Raw genomic sequence first — 23,534 nt, 5'->3', positions numbered from 1 at the left:
ATTAAAAATATTGTACTGGAGGATTCATCGATGGGCAAACTACAAAACAAGGTAGCTGTGATTACTGGGGGAGCATCCGGAATCGGTGCGGCTACAGCACGTTTATTCGTTTTAGAAGGAGCCAAAGTGGTTCTTGTTGATTTAAATGAAGAAAAAGGAAAGGCGTTCGAGAACGAGTTAAAGGCGCTTAATGCTGAAGCACTATTTGTTAAAGCAAATATTACAAGTGAAGAAGAAGTCGCCAATATCTTCAAACAAACCGTTGAAGCTTTCGGCAAAGTGGATGTTGTATTCAACAATGCAGGGATTGGGCGCGTTCATCCTTCGCATGATTTGGAGTACTCCGAGTGGCGCAACACAGTAAATGTCGACTTGGATGGCGTCTTCCTGGTAGCACGTGAAGCCATCCGCGAAATGTTAAAAATAGGCGGAGGTACGATAGTGAATACGGCGTCTATGTACGGCTGGGTTGGTTCGCCCGGCTCGGCAGCGTATAATGCTGCAAAAGGCGGCGTGATTAATTTGACTCGCTCTCTTGCTCTTGAATATGCAGAACAAAATATCCGCATTAACTCATTATGCCCAGGGTTCATTGACACACCCATTATTCCCGAAGAAAGTAAACAAGCATTAGCCGGGCTCACTCCGATGAAGCGCCTCGGTAAAGCGGAAGAAATGGCAAAAGCTGTACTTTTCATGGCATGCGATGACTCTTCTTTTATGACTGGAAATAGCTTAACCGTTGATGGTGGATATACAGCTCAATAACAGTTCTAAACATGCAGTGATTAGCTTGACCAAAGCTTCAAGCTCAAAAATGGAAAATTAGTAGAAAGATATATAGTATGTAATTTGGAGTACATCGCTCATGTGGCGATGTACTCTTTTGCGTTGTGCTCAGGAGTATCGAAGCCAACGCGCAGTCAACGAATGGGGTGAATGTGCTTACAAAAAGGTAACGTTTATTTTGGGGAACTTTGTATTCTACATTCTGGCACCCACGTCACGCCAGAGAAGCATCGGGAATATCCCTCGAGTGGTCCGAAAATCGGGAGAGTCGACAAGGGGCTAATTCACTCCTTGATTCCTTATCGATTATTTCACTTGCAGCCAGATGCGCAATCAACGGCGCCAGTGTAATCGCAGAATGCATCACCGTCAGATAAAGTCCCTTTATGTGATCGTGGAAGCCCACAATCGGATAGCCGTCTTCAGGCATGGGTCTCATCCCGACCTTTATGCTTTCCAGTTCCAGTTGATTCCCATCCTTCAGACTGCGACGCAGCGTGTCGAACGCTCGCTTACCGACCGCCTCGGGTCCGTTTTCCTCCGACTCGTCGATATAATCTTCCGCAGCCAGCAGTATATGATCTGTCAGTTGACGCGCTTCCAATTGCGCATTTGAGATTAATGTGCGTATCAATTTATTCGTCGTTTTCATCTGAATTAGAATGGACGGCGACGACGTTACCGGCACGTGACAACCTAAGGGGTCGCAAAGTTCGGGTATGGCTGTACCTGCGGCCAATACCACGACATCCGACTCCAGAAAACCATTGGACGTATGGACGCCGACTAAGCGGGAATCTTCTTGCTGCAGCTGTGTAACGTTAGTGCCGAACTGAATCTTTGCTCCGTACTCCCGCGCTTTGCTGAGCAACAGCTCAGTTACCCCTATAGGGTCTACCGCACCTTCTTCGCTAACAAAGATCGCTTCATTCGGATATTCCTTTAGAATCGGCTACAATGCCTCAAGCTGCTCTCGGTTTAATTTTTGAAAGTGGAGTTCCTCCCTTAGGGGCACAGACGTAATAACATATTCAGGCAGCTGGAGTAATTGGAGTTCTGTAGAGGGGAATCTGTTTGTTTTGGGGATACAGCACTCATCGATTTTCGTGAAAACGGTTCCAAAAGGCTAAGAATGACTGGAAAAGTTTAAAAATGTCTCACTACATACTAGGTTACTCATACGGTAAGCTAATAGTAGTCCTTATATTTACAGCTCTTCCATTATGAATACTTAGGGGTGATGTTGGAATCCTCTTCGCTGTCTGGTTGCCAAGCAAGCTAATGGTATAAGCCGAACCTAAGAAATGGGAGGTAACAATTATGCGTAAAAGGTTTTTAAGTTTGTTTTTGTCAGCAACGATGCTGCTGTCCGTCCTTATCGGATTCAATCCCTCTACATCAGCCGCGGATCCAATCATCAGTTCTGGAAATCCCATTTTTACTAGTATTTTCACCGCCGATCCTTCTGCTCGTGTGTGGAATGACGGACGTATTTATGTATACGCCTCACACGATATCTTTCCTTCCAGAGGAAGCGATTTGATGGATAAATATCACGTCTTCTCGTCGGACAATATGGTCGACTGGGTGGACGAAGGAGAGATTCTGAGCGCGGACGATGTGCCGTGGGGACGGCCGGAAGGAGGCTTTATGTGGGCTCCGGATGCCGCATACAAGAACGGAACCTACTACTTCTATTTTCCGCATCCTAGCGACACGAATTGGAATAGCTCTTGGAAGATTGGCGTGGCAACAAGCGACAAGCCTGCTGAAGATTTCGAGGTTCAAGGGTATATACAGGGGCTTCCTGGCAGTAATTTAATTGATCCTAACGTATTCCGCGACGACAACGGAACCTATTACCTGTATGCCGGGGGAGGAGGTACCAGCTACGGGATGAAGCTTGGTGGCGACATGGTGTCGATAGATGGTCCCGTCAAGCAGTTCACCGAGCTGGAGGATTTCCACGAGGCTACTTGGGTGTTTAAGCGGGGAAGCGTTTATTATTTAATGTACTCCGATAATAATCCTGGCGCGAACCGGATGCGGTATGCAACCAGCAGCAATCCTCTTGGACCATGGACCAACCGCGGCGTCATACTTGATCCGGTATTCGGCAGTGAAACTTCGCATGGGTCCGTTGTGGAATACAAGGGGAACTGGTATATGTTTTATCATAATGCGAAAATTTCCTCTAACGGTACGCTGCGTTCCGTCGCTGTGGATCGGTTGTATTTCAATTCCGACGGGACAATCCAAAAAGTCATACAGACGTCCGAAGGTGTACCGGCTGTTGGACCGCGCTCCACCGCTACCGAGGTCAAGTACTACGATTTGATTAACGAAAGCTTTGACGCATATACACAGAAAACGGAGTATGCCATGAACATGAGCAACGTATCCATAGGAGGAGGGGCGACCCGATCGGGTGCAAATGTTGAAAATATGCATACGCAAGGCTCCTACATTCAGTTGAATGGAATCAACGGCGGCGCAGGCGGAAAGGCTCTTCTTACCGTGCTCTATTCTTCCGGGGACAGCGGGTCAGCCTTTAAGGTAGATGCGAGCGGCGACACGGCCGGAGACGGTTATTTTCTTTCTCTGCCTGGCACGGGAGGGTGGGGCAATTATACCGGTCGAACCAATCGTCTAATCGATTTGAATTCGGGCACGAACAATCAAATCCGGCTAGGCGGCGGTATGGGAGGAGTTAACGTATCGCGCGTCATCGTATCCTTGATCCCGCAAACGACGCAGGAAGCTGAATATCCGATGAGCGCAGCTAACGTGTCCGTAGGGGGAGGGGCGACGAAGTCGGGTGGAAATATTGAAAATATGCATATCCTAGGCTCCTATTTCGAGCTGACTGGGGTTGCCGGTGGTACGGGCGGCCAGAAGCTTTTAACCGTGGTTTATGCTTCAGCGGACGCCCAAACAACCTTTAAAGTGAACGCCAGCGGCGACCAGTCGGGGAACGGCTATTCGCTTACCTTGCCTGGCACGGGAGGCTGGAGTTCCTACACAGGTCGGGCCAGCCGCATCATCGATTTGAATACAGGCAACAGCAACGTTATTCGGGTGAGCGGCGGCATGGGCGGAGCTAACGTGAGCCGAGTCATCGTCTCGTCGATTCCGTAAACAGGAGTCCGCTAAAATAACAAAATAATTGCTTAATCAATAAGCAGGATGGGGGCTGTGACAGGTTACTGGTTGGTGACCTGTTTCGGCCCTCTTTGGGCTTTCCGTTCAACAGGTTGCAAACAAAGCGAGAAGTGAGTAGTCGCATAAGGTTCGGAGTCAGCCATAGTTTAGCAGTCGGGTCAGGTGGTTGTTGAACGCTTGTCGCTACTGCTTCCGTCCATTCACGAACAGGCGCAAAGCTACGCTATATCAAATTTTTGACCACCCGAATACCGGTTGCAAAATCTTGCGAATATAATAAGCCATTATCGTCATTGGGGTCCAAGAGCTGCGCTTGTTCTGGATGTATTGATCGTTGATAATATAAGTCCGAGTGGAAGTAGGGCTCTTCAGACCAAACATTTCCCACTTCGCCGGATCATTCGAACCTTCGAGTCTTACAAGCATATTCTCCGACTCACTATTTATTTTAGCCGGAATTTGCTCGTAGGCTTGGGCGATTTGCACATGAAATTCGTCGATCGGATTGCGGCTAGCAAGGCTCTCCAAGTGGATGCCTTCGCGAATGTAAGAAACGTATGCCAGATGGTCAGCCCAGAACTCGTCGATATAAAAAAGTCGTACCCGCTGCTCAGAAGGGCTCATCGGCTTCTCGCCTTTCAGAATTCCGAGCCTCTCCTCGTATAGAATTCGCCTCTGATCCTCCACCATATCCGAATAACAGTTCAGTTCCTGGCGGATATGAAAGTTTTGCCCCATAGCAACTCGTTGAATATGCGCGATTTTGCTGCGGAGCCCCGGCTTTTCGAGAGCCTCATCCTGCCTCAGATTGCGAAACGCTTTATCGATGCCGAACTGAAGCAGCAACTCGTCCTCCAAGCTTACGAAAATGACGGAAGCTCCCGGGTCGCCTTGGCGGCCAGAACGCCCGCGCAGTTGGTCGTCGATCCGAACGCTTTCGTTCACATGTGTGCCAATCACGTACAACCCACCCAGCTTGGCGACAGCTTCTGCTTGCGTCGGGTTGCCGCCGCCGAGCMGAATGTCGACGCCCCGCCCTGCCATATTCGTAGACACCGTCACGGCGCCAATTTCTCCTGCTTTGGCTATGATCTCGGCTTCTTTTGCGTCGTTTTTTGCATTCAGAACATGGCAAGGTACATCGGCAACCGCTAGCGCCTTCGCCAGCATGTCAGACTCCTCGACGCTTGACGTACCAATGAGAATCGGACGCCCCGTCGCATGAACGGAAAAGATTTCTTTTACAAGTGCCTTGAGTTTGGCTTCTTTATGTGTATAAATCCGGTACGGATGGTCGATCCGTATGTTCGGCCGGTTCGGCGCAATTTGTACGACCTGCAGCGCATAAATATCTTCGAATTCCATTGCGGAAGCGTGCGCGGTAGCTGTCATTCCGCAAATCTTCGGATATAGACTAAGGAAGTGTTGAAGGGTGATCGTCCCGAGAATCTCCCCGCCGGATATTGACTGCAGCCCTTCTTTGGCCGCAAGTGCAGCTTGGAGCCCGTCCGGCAGATGCCTGTTCTCCGCGACGCGGCCGGTATATTCGTCGATCAGCTCGATTTTACCGTTCCGGACGATATAATCGACGTCTTTTTTCAATAACAATTCCACATGCAGCGCGCAATTTAATGACGTTAACAAATGACTATTATGGCTATCGTACAAATTGCCGCATCCGAGCAGCGACTCCGCTTTCGCAGAGCCTGCTTCATTTAAATATACGTTCCGCTCAAACTCGTCGAAGTCGTAATGCTCTACTTGCTCGAGGTGCCGAGCTACTTCTGCGAAACGAATGCCGTCGTTGCTGGAAGAGCTTGACTCGCCTGCGATGACTAGCGGCACCCGCGCTTCGTCGAGAAGCAATGAATCCGCTTCGTCGACGATGACATAGTGAAAAGGACGATGTACGGTATCGGCTTCATTGAGTGCGATCGTGTCTCGCAAATAATCGAATCCCGCCTCTTTGGCCGTAACATAGGTTATATCCGCGGCGTACGCTTCACGTTTCTCGGACAGGTTCATGTCCGCTTGAACCGATTTTATAGTTAACCCTAGGAAACGATAGATCGGGCCCATCCACTCCGCATCTCGATTTGCCAAATAATCGTTGAAAGTCAACACATGAACGCCTTCGCCGGTTAGCGCATTTAGATAAGCAGGCATAACAGCAGAGAGCGTTTTTCCTTCACCGGTATGCTGCTCGATCAAAAAACTCTCGTGAAGAGCGATGGCAGCCATGATCTGGACATCGTAAGGAAGTAATCCGAGTGTTCTCTTCGCTGTCTCACAGACTAACGCATAGGCATCGACAAGCAGCTCATCCAAAGGCGTACCCGATTTTGCTTTCTCTCTCAGCCGGAGGGATTCCTCTTGAAGCTGCCCATCGTCCCATGCTTCCAAATTCCGTTTCCTAATGAGCTCCACTTTGTCCTGATAGACTTGCAGCTTATGCTGGGTATCGCGCTCTTTGAATTTTTGCATCAACTTGCCGGCTATATTCATAGAAATTGGATCTCCCCTCGGTAGAAATTCGATTAGTCATGGATAATATTTGTGCTGATCTGTCACCTAATAGGTCTAAATCCACTTCATATAAGCAAAACCATATACTGCACTTACCGTCATCACCGTACTCTAAAAAGCAAAGCTGACCGCTACGAGGGGAACTTTCTAGTTGTTGGTTAGAAATTATTGTAATTTGTGCATGGCAAAATGTAAACCATATACTGCATTTTAGAAGACACCATAGTCATTGATAAGCAAAAAGATGACGACAATAGGTTCGTCACAGTATGAGATGGCTTGCGATCTAATTGCAGAGGATATGAGAAGCAGATGGGGGAAGAGTTCTCAGTAAAAGGTTTATAAGAAAATATAATCGACTTTGGCGGCAGTAACTAGCTGGAGTGACTGGACTTCGGTGATGGTGGTGTGGTTGCGATGGAGGAAGAGTAATAGTTGAGAGGCTTTTAACAGTATGTACAATTTGAATACATCGTCTGCGATGTATTTTATAAAGTTAGAATCAATACGGGATTAACACTAGCTCCACAAAACCTAGCCCCCTTGTAGAGGGGGCTAGGTAAGAGGCACAACTCTTAAAACTTGGTTAAATCGTTATTTTACTGTACGGATTCGCCAACGGCTGAAAGAACTCTACCAACAAAGGTTGGTGTTCCCCAAATGATATAACGTCCTTTTTTCTCTGTATCATCAAAAAAGTATTGGAACTTCGCTTTTCCTCGAGTAGGGTCCGGTTGATTCATATACGACATGATGATTTCAGAGATTTTAACCGCTTCTTGGTTTTCAACGTAACAGTCAAGCACAGTACATACTTGAAGTTTTCCTTCAACCCCACTGTCTTTTCCGTCAATGAAACCTTGAATGTCGTTCATGGCTTCTGATTTTAACTCATCAACCTTACTGCCAATAAACATTTCTGCATCCTCCTTTCTAATTCTCCATTCGCCTCCAACTTTTGTTGCTTTTAGTTGGTTGTCTCGGATGTATCTTCTGATCGTTCTAGGATGCATGTCGAGCATTTGGGCTAATTGATCGACTGTTAGTAAATCTGCCATTTAAACACCTCCTTCGTCCGTATAGTTACATATTATTACCTTTAGTTCGTTTTGTAAATACATATATGTAACGAAAAGGAATTTTTTTTGGGAACTGTGAAAAAATGAGACCACCCGTTGGGATGGCCTCTGATCAACGAACTTGCAGTTGCAGGTAACAAGTATTCGAGAAATCCGTCCATGGAGTAGTAGGAGATGCTGGGTTCTTAGTGGAATTAAACTTGAATGCGGAATAAGAGATTAAGAACTCGTACTTTCTCTAAACCTTTTGGTGATTTTCCATCAGTTGGGATGAACTGCATAAGTCATGTTAAATGAAGGGGGCAACGATTTATTATGCTAGGCAAATGCATAGGCATTGGCTCCAGTTGTGAGGTGCATGAGTGGGGCGAAGACGGAAAAGTAGTAAAGTTGTTTCATGCTGGCACGCCATTGGAAGCTGTTCAGCTCGAATATCGGAACAGTTCTGCTGCTTGGGCAAGCGGACTACCGGCAGCGCGCCCGTTCGAGCAAGTCGTGTGGGATAACCGCCTTGGTATCGTCTTCGAGAAAGTAGTTGGATCGACATTCGTGAATCGTTTTTTTGAACAACTGCATGCTTTTCATGAAATTGATTTTGACGATGTAGACAGCGATTTAAGGAAATTTGCTCGCGTCCTGTATAACATTCATAAAGGAGACATCAGCGGGATTGTTACTGAGCAAAAGGAGCATCTGAAGGTAATCATCGGTAGACCCTCCGTGCTGACGGAAGACGAAATAACTGCCCTACATGCTTATGTGGATCAGTTGCCTAATAAACGAATGCTATGCCACGGCGACACGAACGTCAATAATCTCATTTTGCGAGAAGGTATACCAGTTATGATTGATTGGATGCATACCGTAATCGGCAACCCGGCGGCGGATATTGCGGAAGTATGCGTGACGATCCTGTATGCTGTGTTGCCCCCAGAAACGCCGCCTGACGTTAACGCATTCTTTGAATTCTCGCGGCAGACAGCTTACCGTATATTCGTCGATGAATATTGCAAGCTGTCTGGCGTGACAGAAGATGAAATATTCCCTTGGTACGTTCCAGTCGCCGCTCGTCAGCTCGCATCGGGCGCTTTATCAGACGTACAAGCGGAAAAGCTTGTTGCTTTGATTAGGGATAATCTCAGTATCGTGCTTTAGTGAAGAGGGCTGTAACAGGTTAAGGACAAGTTTACGATCTGAAGTCATTTTCAGAGCATGACTGCAAGCTAGAGTGTTATTATTCTACTGGCTGACAATACACCTGTATAAAATATTGCAGAAAATTATGGTAATATAGTTCTGATAGATTACCATTTTAATTTATGGAGGCGCTTACTTATGGACCAACAGTTGCAGCAAGAGGGGTACTTCGGGGAATTCGGAGGCAGCTTCGTTCCACCGGAATTGCAGGAAGTGCTAAACTATTTGAGCGAGCAATTTTACAAGTTCAGGGAAGATCCGGACTTTCAGGAAGAGCTCAGCTATTACCTGCGTGAATATGTTGGCCGCAAGAGCCCGCTGACGTATGCGGAGAGGCTGTCCAAATCGTGGGGAGGACCCAAGATCTACTTAAAGCGCGAAGATCTGAACCATACTGGTGCGCATAAGATCAACAACGCCATTGGACAGATTCTGCTGGCTAAGCGAATGGGCGCCAAGCGGATTATCGCCGAGACTGGTGCGGGTCAGCACGGAGTTGCGACTGCTACGGCCTGCGCAATGTTTAATATGGAATGCGTCATCTATATGGGAGCTGAAGATATGCGCCGCCAGGCGCTCAACGTGTTCCGGATGGAACTGCTCGGTGCTACTGTTGTGCCGGTTGATAAGGGGCAGGGTCGACTGAAGGACGCGGTGGACGAAGCGCTGGGCGATCTGGTTCGCAATTATAAAAATACATTTTATTTGCTCGGTTCTGCGGTTGGTCCACATCCGTTTCCGACGATGGTCAAGCATTTTCAGGCGGTCATCAGTGAAGAGTCGAAGCAGCAGATTTTGGAGAAGGAAGGTCGTTTGCCTGATGTGGTAGTAGCCTGTGCGGGCGGTGGCAGCAATGCGATTGGAGCGTTCGCTCATTACATCGACGAGCCGAGCGTTCGCTTAATCGGCGTTGAACCCGATCAAGCACCGACTTTAACGGAAGGCGTTCCGGGCATGATTCACGGCTTCAAATGCTTGGTACTGCTGGACGAAGAAGGAGAGCCGCGGAAGACGTATTCGATCGCCGCGGGGCTCGATTATCCGGGTATAGGGCCGGAGCATAGCCACTTGAAGGTGACAGGGCGCGCCGAATATGCGACGGTTACCAATCAGGAAGTGCTGGAAGCGTTCCAAGAACTTTCTCGTACGGAAGGAATTATTCCTGCACTGGAGAGTGCGCACGCAGTTGCCTATGCCAAGAAGCTGGCGCCAACGATGGATCAAGATCAAATCCTGATCATTAACCTTTCCGGACGTGGAGACAAAGATGTCGAGCAAGTATTTCAGATGATTAAATAATAACAACCGTCGGCTGCATCTATGTAAGATCGGGTGCGGCACAAACAATCAAGATTATAACGATGATCTAGAATTTGGAATATCAGACCGGGAGCCTCCTAAGTGGAGAGACTCCCGGTCTTTGTTATATAATTGGCAGAAGCGCTCCATTGAAGATTGGAATCACACCATATACTATAGATATGAAGGCTAATAGACCAATCTAAGGCTAAAGGTTCCATAATGGATTACATAAATGAACGAAAGAGGCGAGTCAAAATGAATAACATCGTGTCGTTGGAATGGCTAAAAGAGAAACTCGGTGAGCCGAAACTCGTCATCGCGGATTGCCGTTTTCGTTTGGACGATCCCGATGCGGGGCTCAGAGCGTACGAAGAGTCGCATATATCGGGAGCTGTTTATATGGATTTGGAGAAGGATCTATCCGGTGAGGTCGAGGAATATGGCGGACGCCATCCGCTTCCCGATATTTTTGCAATGACAGTGACGTTCGCCAGGACGGGCATAAGCAACGATTCGATTGTGGTCGCGTATGACGATCAAGGCGGAGCGATGGCTTCTCGGCTGTGGTGGCTGCTGAAGTATATGGGGCATGAGCAGGTCTATGTGCTGGACAAAGGCTTCTCTGCTTGGATCAATGAAGGGTTGCCTTTATCAACCGAGAAGAAAGTGGTACAGCCTACGACATACCTTGCAACGGTGCAGCACAATATGCTAGTTGAAATGGATGAGGTTAGGGAGCTGCTTGGCAGCGAGGGAGTAACGCTTATCGACTCGCGCGAAGCTCCACGCTACCGCGGAGAGGTCGAGCCGATCGACCGCGTCGCAGGCCACATTCCAGGCGCGATTAATCGTTTCTGGAAAGAGAGTCTAACGGAATCCGGTGGTTGGAAGGACGTCGCCGCTCAAACCGATCGGTTCCATGATCTGGACAAGAACTGCGAGCTGATCGTGTATTGCGGATCAGGCGTCACAGCCACGCCAAACGTCATTGCGCTGCAGGAAGCAGGCTTCACGAAAGTGCGCTTGTATGCAGGAAGCTGGAGTGATTGGATTAGTTTCTCTAACAACCCCATCGCCATCGGGGATGAAGAAGAACGGAAAGAAGGATAGAAGTACCTATTAGATGAATACATCGCCATGCAGTTTGTAAGCTGCGGCGGTGTATTTTTATATCGTGAAGCAACACGAGGTCAACATATGGATTTAGAATGGTGAAATGTATTATTTTCAGAAGCCTAGTGTAAGCTCTTATTCATTCTAAATGCGCAAAGATGCCGGGCTTTTCGCCCGTAATTGGCCAGCTTCTTGGATTAGACAACGTGAGGTTTCTATGATATGGTGTGATTTACAGATAGGCATTCCACTTTCCGAAGTGGGGTGCCTTCCTGTATATTTACGGAGTTTTTACATTAAATGTATAGTGCCGTAATCGGCAGAACATGGAGGTGGTGATGCTATGTTTCGCTCTTTATCCCCAATTGGGGAAGATTCAGCGACTAAGAAACGAGCGCAAAGATCTTTTAATAAAGAGGAGAGAGTTAAGCATGACAACATTTATGCAAGCAGAGAAACGTACACATTTGAATACATCAGGGCTTCGTAATCTACGTAAATCAGGTCGTCTGCCTGGTATTGTGTTTGGTAGGAATGTAGAAAATAAGATGGTTCATATTTCAACGATAGAATTTCATAAGTGGTTGAAGCAAGGTGCATCTGGTTTTATCGATATACAGCTTGACGGGAAAGATTCGGTGACCGTATTGCTTGAGGATCTCCAGCGAGATCCGGTAACGCGTGACTTGATTCATGTTGATTTCCAGCAAGTGCAGAATAACGAAATCGTATGCACAAAGATTCCAGTAAAATTCATAGGCAAGCCAATCGGATTGAAGCAGGGCGGGATTGTACAACTTCAGTCCGAGTTTATTGAGGTAGAAGCATTGCCAAGGCATTTGCCGTCGGTGATAGAATATGATATCAGCGGTATGAATATCGGTGAATCCGTCTATGTGAAGGATTTGGATTTGTCTTCAGAAGTTACACTTATTTCAGGTGAAAACGAGTTTCTCGTATCTGTAGTGAAGCCTTAACTCATCCTATTAGGTTTCAACTATTAAAAACACGTCGTATCTGCAGCTTACCTGCTGGTACGACGTGTTTTTGCGTAATTTGACAACTTCCTCCCGTTCTTAAGGACCATTGACGGCGCTTGCAGATTATCCCCATAATAGAAAAAGGCGTTACATAAATTTACAGTTGGGAGAGGGTAAAATGTCCAAACGCGTGCTTATTCTAACCGGCGACGGTGCAGAGGTTCTGGAGGTTTATTATCCATTCTATCGGTTGAAGGAAGAGGGCTACGAGGCGGTGATCGCTTCGCCGAGAAAGAAGACATTGAATACGGTATGCCACGACTTCATTGAGGGATGGGATACTTATTCGGAGAAGCCAGCTCATCTGCTGCCGTCTGATATAGCCTTTGCGGACGTGGAGCCTGCTGACTACGATGCCTTGATCATCCCAGGCGGACGCGCTCCTGAGTTCATCCGCAACGATCAAGATCTTCCGCGAATTGTCCAGCACTTTCTGGATGCGGACAAGCCTGTAGGCGCGATTTGTCACGGTGCTCAGGTATTCTTGGCACTGCCCGATCGTTCCTACTTCAAAGGCAGAACGTTAACGGCATACAATGCGTGCAAGCTAGAAGTCGAATCGCTCGGCGCAGAATATGCAAGTGAGACACTGCATGTAGACGGAAATTTAGTATCGGGTCACGCATGGCCTGATCTCCCTGGATTTATGCGGGAATTTCTAAATCTGCTTGGCCGGACGTCGAACAAGGAACTAACCTCAACCACGAACTAATTCTTAATACAGCGAATATGCATCGCCTTTCAAGTGTTGGCTTTGCATACGAATAGAAGGAGGAAAAGACACCGTGGGGGTGTCTTTTTTGACATAAGCGCGCCTAGCCAACGACGAGTAGTTGCAGAGAGGCATAACAGTATGAATGATTTGAATACATCACCATGTAGGCCGCGTGCCTTGGGTGATGTATTTTTTTATGCTCCAAGACTACTTGGCCCAGAAGCGCTAAACTATAGTCCTGTTTTTACTTGGCTTGGGTCTGGGACAAAGACTGGGCTTGGGTTAGTTCCTATGGAGGCGGCCCGATTGCTATACTTCTAAACAGACTTACATACTTAGATTAAGGGGTTATTGTCATGGAAACATACTTTAGCAACATTTTAACTACCGGATCAGACGAGGAGAAGGCGCGTGTTCGTTTGGCTAGGCGAGGACTTCTTGTTTTCTTCGCTATGCTCGTCCCACTCTCTATACTTAGTTATGCGTTATTGATGACATCGCCAATTTTTGTCCTACTGCTCATGTGGGCACCGGGCTTGTCCTCTATATTCGCTCGAATCGTGCTTCGTGAAGGGATATCGGATATTTCATTGCGTATTGGAGGGAAGCAAACACTCAAGAAATTGCCGATGATTTTGCTGCTTCCAGTCATCATTGGTTTGTTTGCTTACGGAATAGCCTGGGTGACAGGGCTGGTACAATACGTTACACCGGACACATTCATTAAAGCGCCATCTGCAGTTATATTTGTGGGAACTGTACTTATGCAAATGTTATTTGGCACGATAATAGGTGTGCTCAGCAGTACCGGTGAGGAGCTTGGCTGGAGGGGATATATGCTTACTCGACTAATAGACGCCCGCATTCCTAAACCAGTGCTTACCAGCGGAATGATTTGGGGCTTATGGCATCTTCCCGTCATGCTTGTAGGGAATTATTATTCTGGACCATACCCTGCTTTGTCTGTTGTTTTATTCATGATTTCTGTTACTTCCTTCAGTTATATTCTTAGTCGTTTACGCTTATCAACGGGAAGCGTATGGGCTGCGATTTTCCTGCATGCCTCATGGAATGCTGTGATTCAGGATGCATTCGATTTATTTTCCAGCGGTGAGAATGTGCTGCTGTGGACAGGAGAATCGGGAATATTTGTAGCTCTCGCCTTGTTTATAGCCGCATGGATGACATCAAGAAAACCGCTCGAAATTAGAAGGCTATAAGCGGCGGAGTGATTACAGAAAGAGAGGATAAGGCTTAAAATAGCATAACGACATAACATTTGAATACATCGCCTTCTGAGGTATTTTCCTAGGGCGATGTATTTTAGCGTTTGAAAGCTCATCGCTATATTTTTCAATAAAGCCCTGTCGAAGACAGATCTTTTAAATTATAAACCTTAAATATTATTAAAGGTTTTTTAAGGAATTAGCAAAAGATGATTTAAAGTGCCGTGTTATAATGAAAAACCACAAGAGAGTAAGACAGTACGATTTTGTGTTCGGTATGAGGAGGAATATTGTGAGCATTACAGGTATGTTCAATTACTTACGCTTTCTGGGATTGCCAGTGGTCATTGTGGTTGGAATCGAGCTGCTGCTAATTGCAGGTTATTATACATTCTATTATCGCAAAAGAAGGCGAGAGGAAGAGCACTGGCTGCCTATGAGTAAGCTTATCCTAGGTGCGCTTTTCATCGGTTATATTGTTTTTGTTCTCCAGTTGACCGTTATCGGCCGAGGTACTTCGCATTTCTTGGAAATGAACTTGTATCCTTTCGGTGGTTATATCGAAGCATGGCAAAAATACTCGCTAAGAGAATTTCAGAACGGCATTTTTAACATTTTAATGTTTGTGCCATTGGGGATTTTGCTGCCTTGTTTGAGTTACAAGTTCAGAGCGTTCAAACGGCTTCTTCTTGTTGTTGTATGTGCAACATTAGCTATCGAAACGTATCAGACGCTTACTGGCGCAGGTCTATTTGAGGTTGATGATCTTATTAACAATACACTTGGCGGCATTATGGGCTACCAGTTGTACAGACTTGCTGCTTCTATCATTAAGCACAAAAAAGTTAAGATCAAGAGCCTGCTGGGCAATCTGTCCATACCCATAGCAATCGGTTTGATGTTTTGTGCAATGAGTATCGTCTACAATCAGCAGGAGTTTGGTCAACTAGCCATTAATTCGTATCACAAATGGAATATGAAAGGCGTTGAGCTTAGCACTTCACTCACGTTTAGCCCAAAACCAAATATTGCTGCGGTATACAAAAGAGTCGTGACTAATGATGTAATTGCAGCACTGCTGCGGCAAAAACTAGCATTGACCGAGTTAAGCGTCAAGAAGTGGGGAAGTGATCGTGAAAGTGTGTTAACGAGTAATAGCGGTACACACTTCACTTTATTTCAATCCGAAGAGGGTAACTGGTCGTTAACCGAAAATGATTACGTCCCAGGGCAAGCCTCGCTAACTGATTCGGAATCTATGTTAGAGAAGGCGAAAACGATTGCGCATGATTTGAGCTTGCCTACCGAGAAGGCTGAATTGCGAGGAGTAGATGACGGTGAGTATGCATGGTCACTCTCGCAGATCCCCGGAATGAGCGAGGATTACTGGTCAGGCGATTTCTCCATTGGCCTAAAAGAGGATGGCAGCATCTACGCGATCAATAGCGGAATTAATCACAATCAGTTTGTGCGGACGATGGATCTATTATCTCCAGCCGAAGTATATAAACGCATAGAGGATGGGGAATTTCAGCGGTTGAAAAGAAATGCTTTATTAACAAAGGATGAGCTTGAAATAAAAAAGGGTGACCATCTAGAAATAAAAGGAATAGAACTAACCTATATGTATGATTCAAAAGACTTTTATCGGCCTGTATATCAGGTTAATGGAACATATAATGGTGATCCCAACTGGTTTACCTTGATTGATGCAAAGAATTAAAAAAGCTGATTTGGACTTATTTTATTTTGATCCCATATCCCTGAAAGCACATCTCGGAAGCTCAGCTGGTATTTATAAAAGGGTACCCATACAAACAGACACTTTTAAAAGAGTGTTTAGCGTATGGGTACCTTTTTTAGCTAGAGTGATTAGTGGGCGCAGGCCGTCACGCTCTATTCTTCTCCATCCACGAAACGGTCCAGTCGATCAGGGGTTTTACTTCCATAAATCGCACATCAGCATTTCCTACTTTATGAATTTTCATATTTTTTTGTTGATCATATTCGTTTCCTAATCTGCTAAAATCTTCGTCGTCGACTGCTTGAGTAGAATAAGTAACCCACGTTCTCTTGCCATCAATCATGACTGCACTGCTCTCATCTGCAAATCTTTTAGAAGAAAAATTTACTCTCGTTTCCGCTAAATGCAGGGATGTATTTTTGTCATAGCCAACACCAATTAATAGGACATGTCCATCTAATTTATACAATTTATCTACAGGGGAGTCGCTGCCAAAAATATTACTTAAATCATGTTTCTCTGTTATATATTCCGCGTGTTTCCCTACTGCTGCTATCGACCTTGCCGGGTGATCTGACCTTTTTGCCCCTGGCCACTGTCTAAACATTTCAGCCACGACACCCATACCGATCGCAGGTGTTATTTCTTTATCATATGCAGGCCAGTTTTCTCGAATAATAGGCCACCATTCTATCGGTTCATTCCAATGAACTCCAGTAGAGGGATCAAGGTTTTTCCATGTTTGAGAAGGCATCATCAATGTTCCTTCTTTTCCTACGATTTCAAGAAGTGACCTAATCAATGTTTCAGCCCCGCCTACAACAAATCCCAGACTTTTTAATGAAGTATGTACGAATATCGTTTGCCCTTCCGTTAATCCGCAGTTTTTGAACTGTGTAATTAAATCCTCTTTCGTTAAAATCATTCTCGTTTCTTCGTTTCCAGTCATTGTGCATCCTCCATTTCATTTGGAAAACAAAACAACCCCGCTACAGGTAGCGGGGTTGTCTCTAGCATTGCCAGAAAAGCATAGCCCTTGAATTGCTCAAAATGGAATTATTTTTCAATAGTATACCAACAAAAATGACAGTCTACAATGGTCAGCAGAAAATTAGTTGCAATAGCATTCTATATTTCATATACTGATATTAGTTGCAATGACATACTATTTAAGGGGTGAGAAAACTGAGCGAATATAGGAAGCTGGCTGAGAAGCATGAATCGGAATCTCACGGACAATATATTTCTGCCATCTACCGCCATATGCAAGTCTTGATATCAGCGGAGCTGGCACCTTACCGAATCGGTAGCGGGCAGTATATTTTCCTAATGGCCATAGCATCTCAGCAGCCCATTACTCAAAAAGCTTTAAGCGAGAAGCTGCTTATTGACAAGACGACTACCGCTAAGGCGATTGCAAAGCTAGAAGCAGAAGGATACGTGCGCAGGGAAGTTGATCCCGCGGATAACCGCTATCAGCAGCTTTATTTGACAGAATCGGCACAGGATGTGGTACCGAAAGTACAGGAAGCGTTAGACAGGGTCAAGAGTAGAACCAAGCAGGGGATTTCCGATGAGGATTATGATCTATTTATAAGCCTGTTGAAGGTTGTGCTTAGCAATCTGAGCAGGCAGGATGAAATACTGGAATAAAACATGTCACATAATAGTTGGGATTACCCATGAAATGCTGGATCAAACGAACCTTAGGAGGGCGTAAAGGATGATAGCATATCCGTTTATCGTAGTGGACAACTGCAAGGAGGAAATGAAGTATTATCAAAGCGTTTTTGGCGGCGAGATTGCGATTCTACGAAAGCAAGGGGAAGAGGTACTCAATGCGGACCTGCAGGTGGGGGATGCAATCCTTAAGTTTGCAGATACTCAAGCAGCGAAACCTGCGCTGAAGGGCGATTATGTAAGAGTCTTTCTAAAAATCGAGTCGGAGGAGGCTTACCGAGGGATTTACAATGAATTTGCCTCCAGCGGGACAGTGAATACGGAAATGTACGAAGCTCCATTTAACGGTCTGCTGGCTATCGTTACCGACCGGAACGGCATATGCTGGGTGTTGTCCTTTTATCGAAGCTGATGCTAGATAATCGGGAATGGAACGTTAGTGTTCACTCTGTGGAACGGGAAGAAATCTGCTTTGCCCCAAGCACGGAGTGGCAGGTGCAGGCACAGGGCTATCGGCTATATGTTAATACGGATCTGGCAGCAGAGCTCCGTGCGCAGGATCAGGTTCGAATGACTGTTGGCGATTTAGGTAGACCCGACTGGGCTGCTTTTATCGGAACGGTAGTGGATTGCAGTCCTGATTCCATCCTGCTTTATACGAGTCCCCAATATGAGTCAAGTCTAATGAACACAAGGCAGCTTGAACGCCTATTCTCACCGCTCACTTCTATAGAGGGAGCCCAAAATGTTATTGATAAGCTCGGTTTCTTCCCCCCGTTTCATTACGATGTAATAACGAACGTTCGTATAGAAGTTGCAGAACTGCATGGCAATCAGAAAAACTTGTCTGTAACGATCAGACATACATCCGCAGGTGGGCTGGAGCAGCCTATTGCTTTGTATTTCGAAGACATCCAGCATGAGAAAATAAGCACTGCCGAGGAGTGCAATATCTGTTTGCAGCTGAGTCACACCTATGAAGGCGATCAGATTCGCGTCGAATTGGATGCCGTGTCTGGGTTTGAAGCATCGTTTCTATGCCGAAAAATGAGTGCTCAATTTCACGATGAGAGTAAGAGCTGAGAAGCTTCATAGGCCAGACACTGAAAATACAGTGCATAATGGATCTTTGATTCATATGCGCTGTATTTTTTGATGCCTAAAAAACAAATTTTGTTAAGGTGAGGTCTAATTTTCATAGTTATTATCAAGAGGGATCATGCAGCATAATTTCATGTAACACATTTTCCTTTGCCATACTTTCGCCATGTTCAGGAGCGTTCTGCTCAGACATAATTCAGTTAATAACGTTAGTTTGTTTTATAGCTGTCTTTAAGGAGGAATGGGCATGTTTAATAAAACGGTGGCGCTTCAACCTTTTGCTGATATTTCTGCGTATACGGAGGGTTTCAAGATTGTCTCGGCACAAATTGGCTCCGATGGCTGCATGTATGTTTTGCTCATTAACCAGATCCCTGAACGGGAACGAGGCATGTTCGTCCCAACGACTCAAAAGAAACCATATACCTACAAGGTGCTGCTCGTCGAAAAAGATTATGTTGATGAAGTGGTGTTTGCGGATCAACATTTCAATTATCATTATGTTCAGCCGCTTCATAATCGTCTACTGTTAGTCGGAGCGCGCTGCTCTTACTATGGCGTAGGCAAATATGATCTGAATGCTAAAGTGTGTGATTTTAAAGGAAATACAATTCGAGAATTTTTGCTTGGAGACGGCATTCAAAGTGTTCAGGTGACGGAGAAAGGGATTATTTGGACCAGTTATTTCGACGAAGGCGTGTTTGGAAACAACGGTTGGGATAAACCTATAGGTGCGCAAGGTCTTCTGGCTTGGGATGAGAACGGCAACAAATTGTATGAGGACCAAGTGTCGGATATCGCTGATTGTTATGCGCTCAATGCAGCTAGCGATGAGGAAGTTTGGTTTYATTATTATACGGACTTTTTGATGGGCTGTATTTCCGGCGGAATCGAGCAGCCCAAGGTCACCTTTATAAATCCTGAGATTTCCGGCTCTTCGGGGTTTTGTACGGATGGTTATCACTTTCTGTTCGATGGCGGTTACGGAAAACACGGAACTTATATTCTTAAGAAAAATGAAAAACCGGGGAGTTTATCCGCAGGGTGCCGGATCCATTTTCTGAATGAAAAAGCCGAGCCGCTTGTCCCGTTAACACAGGATTTTCGAGAGAATCGAGTGCTTTTCAGTGAAGGAAGCTTATTGTACCTGGTGTCGGTTGAAGAAGTGGTTTAGCCTTGCTCTCCTATTTTTATTGACTATTCTGGTTTATAGTTATAAACTCGTTACATGGGTTTATGATTATAAACCAGATAGGAGAGGTTATTATGAGTAACTTGAAGCTATGTGAAAGTGATTATCGCTTTATGCTAGTTGTGTGGGAGAGCGAGCCGGTGGCATCCGGGAGGCTGGTAACTTTGTGTTCAGAGAAGCTCGGATGGAAGAAGCCAACCACCTATACCGTGCTTCGGAAAATGTGTGAAAAAGGACTTCTTAAAAATGAGGATACAATTGTAAGCTCCATTATTCCAAAAGAGCAGATCCAGGCGTACGAAAGCGAGCATTTTATTGAGCGGACTTTTGAGGGCTCGCTGCCTCAGTTTCTCGTCTCTTTTTTCGGCAATAAAGCTCTCTCCAATAAGGAAGCTGATGAGCTAAAGCGTCTAATTGATGAGCATAAGGAGGGGTGAGTATGGAAACGTTGTTTTTAAAAATACTCAATATGTCCCTCACGGCGTCTTATGTCATTATCGCCGTGCTTCTCATCCGTCTGCTGTTGAAACGGGCACCAAAGAAATATTCCTATTTGCTATGGGCGATTGTACTGTTTCGCCTTGTTTGTCCGGTGTCTATTTCCTCTGAGCTCAGCCTCTTTAATGCTCCCCCCTTTGATATGACCGCAGCGCAAAAGAGCGGCGAAGCGGCACTGAGCTATGTCCCAGCGGACATCGGCTATATGGAGACGCCGGGAATGACGGTAGGCATACCGACCGTAAATGTCATGATAAGCGACACGCTGCCGCAAGCTGGCCCGACTGCTAGCGTAAATCCTTTGCAAATATGGATACAGATCGGTACAGTTCTATGGTGTTTAGGTACCCTTTCGCTGCTTGTTTACAGCTTGGTGACCTATTTCCGATTGAAACGCCGCATGGCTACAGCGGTCCTACTGGATAAACATATATTCGAGTCCGACAACATCCGGTCGCCATTTATTCTCGGCTTTATCAAACCGCGAATTTATATTCCCTTTGGGCTTCAGGAGCAAGAACGAGTCTACATTCTGAAGCATGAAGCCTACCATATAAAGAGGAAAGATCACTTAATCAAGCCGCTTGCCTTTGTGGTTCTTGCTTTTCATTGGTTTAATCCGCTTGCTTGGCTTGCTTTTATATTAATGGCCAAAGACATGGAGATGAGCTGCGATGAAAAGGTGCTGTCGGAGACGGGTTCGGGAATCGCGAAGGATTATTGCACTTCATTGCTCTCCTTTGCGGCAAACCGCCGCTTACCTTCTGCTAGTCCGCTAGCCTTTGGAGAGACAGGCATCCGTGAGCGCGTCAAAAATATACTGCGCTTTAAGGCGCCCAAAAAACGTGTGGTTGTATTTTCAGCCGCTGCTTGTATAATCGCTGTTGCCGTCTGTGCAACAAATCCAATCGTGAATGGGGCGTTGCAAGAGACTGGAGAACCGTATGGCAGCTATCGCTTTGAAGAACAAGTGTATATGAATTTACTGAGCTCGTTTGTAGCTGTCGATGGGTTTAAGGAGTACTATACATTTACCGAAAACTCGCTTATTATAACCGACGGAGCCGGCAAACAACAGAAAATGAAGGCTGTTTATGAACGGAAAGCTTTAGATGTGCAAAAGTTTAATGAAAGCTTTATGCCTAACATTAATGTTCCTAATATTTTAGGTTATAAAGAAAGATATGAGTATGTACTAACCGATTCGGCCGTTGATCCTGAATATCGTCTTTTTCTGCTGGATGATGAGATATGGCTGGCAAAAACATATAAGGATAACGTCAATACTCTAAAGAGTGAATATATTTGGAGCATCTACAAAATTTCGAAGCTAGACGAGGCAATAGTACAATCGGAAGCTATAGTGGGAACTCAGAACGGTGTGGATGCTTTTTTAGCTTTGCAAAAGGATTTTAATTCAGGCTACGACTCAGATAAGTGTTACAACATCACACCGCAATCTATTATTGAAAACTCTGAATATAGCATTTTCAAATATGACAAATCTGCCGCATCATTTTTGTTATATAAGGGAGTTGTCTATCCGCTTGGCGAGTGGTTTGGTGGGTTTGGCGTAACAAGTATGGCTCTAGCCGATATGGACAACGATGGGGATTCCGAATTGTATTTTACATACTCATGGGGTTCTGGCCTTCATCGCTCTCATGCGGGTTATTTTAACCCGTCTACCAAAGAAATTGTAACCTTACCCTACACAAATATGAATAAGGACATGACCCTCGTGGATCATGGTGACGGCAGTCTGTCTCTATATGGCGCAGACATATCAAATCTAATAGATTTTGCTCATTTCGATAGGAAGAAAACTGATTTTATATCGGATATTGTTTATGATAAAGGGCAGATTTTATTAAGTGCAGCAGCTAATGAGTAAAGACGAAGATGAACACATTGAAGTGTTATGAAAGCCTCACGTGGCATAGAAGCTAGAAGCTCAGATCACGATAATTGAGGATGCAGCTTTCATTGTTTGGATCCAGTTTTCATCCCGAGATTATTTACTAACGAACCGTATTGCTCTTCAAATGGTTTAAATAAGAGTTATAAGGTTCGTTAGCAATAGGTATGGTAAGAGAAGGACATCCTTCTGCGTAAGCTCCATCGAATAACAAAGCTGGGTCTGTTTCAAGCGTAGGCAATTCTACTTTTGGGACAGCCCTTTTTTAAATTAAGGAATGGCGATAAGTTACGAAAAAAAGGCTGCTCTTTCTCTATTTTCGTTTATTTCATTCCTTTGTTCTACTTTGAATAAGCAAAAATATTCATGTTTATGTCAGCGTTTACATCGTATCTAGGTTCGGGTAAAGTGATGGAATAAGGGGGATCGCATATGCGTAGAAGTTGGCTGCTGGGATTTATTGTGTGTACAGGTTTAATTCATCTTGCGACGTTATCAGTGGACAGCACGGTGCTGCATTGGATATTCAAGCTTCTGCCAATGGCGCTCATTATTACGCTCGTTGTTTGCAGTGTACCAGATGGACGCGGCCAAGCGGTTTATAGGAAGCTGATTCTGGCAGGGCTGCTGTTTAGCCTATTGGGAGATACGTTTCTACTGCTTCCCGATGATCCGTRGTTTGTGTTCGGATTGGGTGCGTTTCTAACGGGGCATTTGTTTTATGTGGCCGCAATGGTTGCTCGTTGGTTTAAGCAGCAATCGCTTATAAGCTGGTACGGTGTGCTTGCGGGTTTGATTATCGTCATTTACTCGGTGCTGCTGGGCAGTCGCTTTTATGAGCGTATTTCAGGGGATGAAAGCTTAAGCGGGTTATGGATTCCCGTCGTTGTCTACATTACCGTTATTGGAGCGATGTGCTTTACGGCAATTATGAGCCGCAATGCGTTTGCGATTGTTGGTGCGATCTTGTTCATTGCATCTGACTCGATACTGGCTTGGAATAAGTTTGTCGCAGATGTGCCTAATTCAGGTTTCCTTATTATGTCTACTTACTTCGCAGCCCAAATGTTGATTGCTTCAAGTGTGCAGAAGGTCAAGAATGTTGGAGAGGCGGCTGCTAAGCCTAAGAACATCCCGCTGTGATTAAGAATACGAACTTGATGATTGTGAATCAAATTGGATCGAGAACAAGTGTCGCCTGTCAACTGATCAAACTTAGGGCATTGTCAAATAAGAAGCGAGGGGTATACTC

20 protein-coding genes are annotated in these 23,534 nt (G+C 45.5%); 16 read left to right on the top strand and 4 right to left on the bottom strand.

Annotated elements, in window-relative coordinates:
* The first annotated feature begins 30 nt into the window (after positions 1–30).
* On the top strand, positions 31–768 hold the full coding sequence (locus tag AB4Z17_RS20355) for an SDR family NAD(P)-dependent oxidoreductase (protein ID WP_441908179.1): 738 nt from the start codon (positions 31–33) through the stop codon (positions 766–768).
* A gap of 235 nt (positions 769–1,003) precedes the next feature.
* On the opposite strand, the gene AB4Z17_RS20350 is transcribed toward AB4Z17_RS20355, so the two are convergent.
* A complete protein-coding gene (locus tag AB4Z17_RS20350; protein WP_441908248.1) occupies positions 1,004–1,711 on the bottom strand; it encodes an NAD(P)/FAD-dependent oxidoreductase in 708 nt (235 codons plus the stop codon).
* 398 nt (positions 1,712–2,109) lie between these two features.
* On the opposite strand from AB4Z17_RS20350, the gene AB4Z17_RS20345 reads away from it, so the two are divergent.
* Entirely contained in the window at positions 2,110–3,927 is a 1,818-nt protein-coding gene (locus tag AB4Z17_RS20345) for a family 43 glycosylhydrolase (protein ID WP_441961715.1), read from the top strand.
* Between the two features lie 252 nt (positions 3,928–4,179).
* Here the strand turns inward: AB4Z17_RS20345 and AB4Z17_RS20340 are convergent, their stop codons facing one another.
* Together AB4Z17_RS20340 and AB4Z17_RS20335 are read right to left on the bottom strand one after the other, a co-directional pair.
* Complete coding sequence (locus tag AB4Z17_RS20340; RefSeq protein ID WP_441961713.1) at positions 4,180–6,456, bottom strand: preprotein translocase subunit SecA; 2,277 nt, start codon at positions 6,454–6,456, stop codon at positions 4,180–4,182.
* Between the two features lie 620 nt (positions 6,457–7,076).
* Positions 7,077–7,535 (bottom strand): helix-turn-helix domain-containing protein, encoded by a 459-nt coding sequence (locus tag AB4Z17_RS20335; protein ID WP_441961711.1) that lies wholly within the window; start codon positions 7,533–7,535, stop codon positions 7,077–7,079.
* A gap of 336 nt (positions 7,536–7,871) precedes the next feature.
* Between AB4Z17_RS20335 and AB4Z17_RS20330 the strand changes: the two genes are divergently transcribed.
* From AB4Z17_RS20330 to AB4Z17_RS20300, 7 genes are all read left to right on the top strand, one after another.
* Positions 7,872–8,711, top strand: a complete 840-nt coding sequence (locus tag AB4Z17_RS20330) for an aminoglycoside phosphotransferase family protein (protein ID WP_441961709.1) — start codon at positions 7,872–7,874, stop codon at positions 8,709–8,711.
* A gap of 180 nt (positions 8,712–8,891) precedes the next feature.
* A complete protein-coding gene (gene trpB, locus AB4Z17_RS20325; RefSeq protein WP_441961707.1) occupies positions 8,892–10,052 on the top strand; it encodes a tryptophan synthase subunit beta in 1,161 nt (386 codons plus the stop codon).
* A gap of 258 nt (positions 10,053–10,310) precedes the next feature.
* Complete coding sequence (locus tag AB4Z17_RS20320) at positions 10,311–11,165, top strand: sulfurtransferase (protein ID WP_441961705.1); 855 nt, start codon at positions 10,311–10,313, stop codon at positions 11,163–11,165.
* Between the two features lie 434 nt (positions 11,166–11,599).
* Positions 11,600–12,145 (top strand): 50S ribosomal protein L25, encoded by a 546-nt coding sequence (locus AB4Z17_RS20315; RefSeq protein ID WP_441961703.1) that lies wholly within the window; start codon positions 11,600–11,602, stop codon positions 12,143–12,145.
* A 181-nt stretch (positions 12,146–12,326) separates the two neighbouring features.
* Positions 12,327–12,920: a DJ-1/PfpI family protein gene (locus tag AB4Z17_RS20310; protein WP_339206579.1), complete on the top strand. Its 594-nt coding sequence runs from the start codon at positions 12,327–12,329 to the stop codon at positions 12,918–12,920.
* 359 nt (positions 12,921–13,279) lie between these two features.
* Positions 13,280–14,143, top strand: a complete 864-nt coding sequence (locus AB4Z17_RS20305) for a CPBP family glutamic-type intramembrane protease (protein WP_441961701.1) — start codon at positions 13,280–13,282, stop codon at positions 14,141–14,143.
* Between the two features lie 298 nt (positions 14,144–14,441).
* Positions 14,442–15,872 (top strand): VanZ family protein, encoded by a 1,431-nt coding sequence (locus tag AB4Z17_RS20300; RefSeq protein ID WP_441961700.1) that lies wholly within the window; start codon positions 14,442–14,444, stop codon positions 15,870–15,872.
* 166 nt (positions 15,873–16,038) lie between these two features.
* Here the strand turns inward: AB4Z17_RS20300 and AB4Z17_RS20295 are convergent, their stop codons facing one another.
* Positions 16,039–16,842: an aminoglycoside N(3)-acetyltransferase gene (locus AB4Z17_RS20295; protein ID WP_441961699.1), complete on the bottom strand. Its 804-nt coding sequence runs from the start codon at positions 16,840–16,842 to the stop codon at positions 16,039–16,041.
* A gap of 227 nt (positions 16,843–17,069) precedes the next feature.
* On the opposite strand from AB4Z17_RS20295, the gene AB4Z17_RS20290 reads away from it, so the two are divergent.
* From AB4Z17_RS20290 to AB4Z17_RS20260, 7 genes are all read left to right on the top strand, one after another.
* Positions 17,070–17,546, top strand: coding sequence for a MarR family winged helix-turn-helix transcriptional regulator (locus tag AB4Z17_RS20290; RefSeq protein WP_441961697.1), 477 nt, complete (start codon positions 17,070–17,072; stop codon positions 17,544–17,546).
* A 70-nt stretch (positions 17,547–17,616) separates the two neighbouring features.
* The gene (locus AB4Z17_RS20285; protein WP_441961695.1) at positions 17,617–17,985 is read left to right on the top strand and encodes a VOC family protein; all 369 of its coding nucleotides are present in this window, start codon (positions 17,617–17,619) and stop codon (positions 17,983–17,985) included.
* On the top strand, positions 17,985–18,656 hold the full coding sequence (locus tag AB4Z17_RS20280) for a hypothetical protein (RefSeq protein ID WP_441961693.1): 672 nt from the start codon (positions 17,985–17,987) through the stop codon (positions 18,654–18,656). The genes AB4Z17_RS20285 and AB4Z17_RS20280 overlap by 1 nt, the downstream gene beginning before the upstream one ends.
* A gap of 265 nt (positions 18,657–18,921) precedes the next feature.
* A complete protein-coding gene (locus AB4Z17_RS20275; RefSeq protein WP_441961691.1) occupies positions 18,922–19,848 on the top strand; it encodes a hypothetical protein in 927 nt (308 codons plus the stop codon).
* A 92-nt stretch (positions 19,849–19,940) separates the two neighbouring features.
* A complete protein-coding gene (locus tag AB4Z17_RS20270) occupies positions 19,941–20,303 on the top strand; it encodes a BlaI/MecI/CopY family transcriptional regulator (RefSeq protein ID WP_430055466.1) in 363 nt (120 codons plus the stop codon).
* Positions 20,304–20,305: 2 nt separating this feature from the next.
* Positions 20,306–22,258, top strand: a complete 1,953-nt coding sequence (locus AB4Z17_RS20265; protein WP_441961688.1) for a M56 family metallopeptidase — start codon at positions 20,306–20,308, stop codon at positions 22,256–22,258.
* A gap of 456 nt (positions 22,259–22,714) precedes the next feature.
* Entirely contained in the window at positions 22,715–23,425 is a 711-nt protein-coding gene (locus AB4Z17_RS20260) for a lysoplasmalogenase (protein ID WP_441961686.1), read from the top strand.
* The last annotated feature ends 109 nt before the right edge of the window (positions 23,426–23,534 follow it).

It is taken from the genome of Paenibacillus sp. TAF43_2, assembly GCF_052113545.1.
GTDB lineage: Bacteria > Bacillota > Bacilli > Paenibacillales > Paenibacillaceae > Pristimantibacillus.
Note: the sequence above shows the minus strand (reverse complement) of the source record. Positions and strands in the feature narration are given on the sequence as shown.

Excerpts from the sequence above, each read along its gene's own strand:
- AB4Z17_RS20355 (WP_441908179.1), top strand. The coding sequence starts at position 31 with ATGGGCAAACTACAAAACAAGGTAGCTGTGATTACTGGGGGAGCATCC.
- AB4Z17_RS20345 (WP_441961715.1), top strand. The coding sequence starts at position 2,110 with ATGCGTAAAAGGTTTTTAAGTTTGTTTTTGTCAGCAACGATGCTGCTG.
- AB4Z17_RS20335 (WP_441961711.1), bottom strand. The coding sequence starts at position 7,535 with ATGGCAGATTTACTAACAGTCGATCAATTAGCCCAAATGCTCGACATG.
- AB4Z17_RS20330 (WP_441961709.1), top strand. The coding sequence starts at position 7,872 with ATGCTAGGCAAATGCATAGGCATTGGCTCCAGTTGTGAGGTGCATGAG.
- trpB (WP_441961707.1), top strand. The coding sequence starts at position 8,892 with ATGGACCAACAGTTGCAGCAAGAGGGGTACTTCGGGGAATTCGGAGGC.
- AB4Z17_RS20320 (WP_441961705.1), top strand. The coding sequence starts at position 10,311 with ATGAATAACATCGTGTCGTTGGAATGGCTAAAAGAGAAACTCGGTGAG.
- AB4Z17_RS20315 (WP_441961703.1), top strand. The coding sequence starts at position 11,600 with ATGACAACATTTATGCAAGCAGAGAAACGTACACATTTGAATACATCA.
- AB4Z17_RS20310 (WP_339206579.1), top strand. The coding sequence starts at position 12,327 with ATGTCCAAACGCGTGCTTATTCTAACCGGCGACGGTGCAGAGGTTCTG.
- AB4Z17_RS20305 (WP_441961701.1), top strand. The coding sequence starts at position 13,280 with ATGGAAACATACTTTAGCAACATTTTAACTACCGGATCAGACGAGGAG.
- AB4Z17_RS20295 (WP_441961699.1), bottom strand. The coding sequence starts at position 16,842 with ATGACTGGAAACGAAGAAACGAGAATGATTTTAACGAAAGAGGATTTA.
- AB4Z17_RS20285 (WP_441961695.1), top strand. The coding sequence starts at position 17,617 with ATGATAGCATATCCGTTTATCGTAGTGGACAACTGCAAGGAGGAAATG.
- AB4Z17_RS20280 (WP_441961693.1), top strand. The coding sequence starts at position 17,985 with ATGCTAGATAATCGGGAATGGAACGTTAGTGTTCACTCTGTGGAACGG.
- AB4Z17_RS20270 (WP_430055466.1), top strand. The coding sequence starts at position 19,941 with ATGAGTAACTTGAAGCTATGTGAAAGTGATTATCGCTTTATGCTAGTT.
- AB4Z17_RS20265 (WP_441961688.1), top strand. The coding sequence starts at position 20,306 with ATGGAAACGTTGTTTTTAAAAATACTCAATATGTCCCTCACGGCGTCT.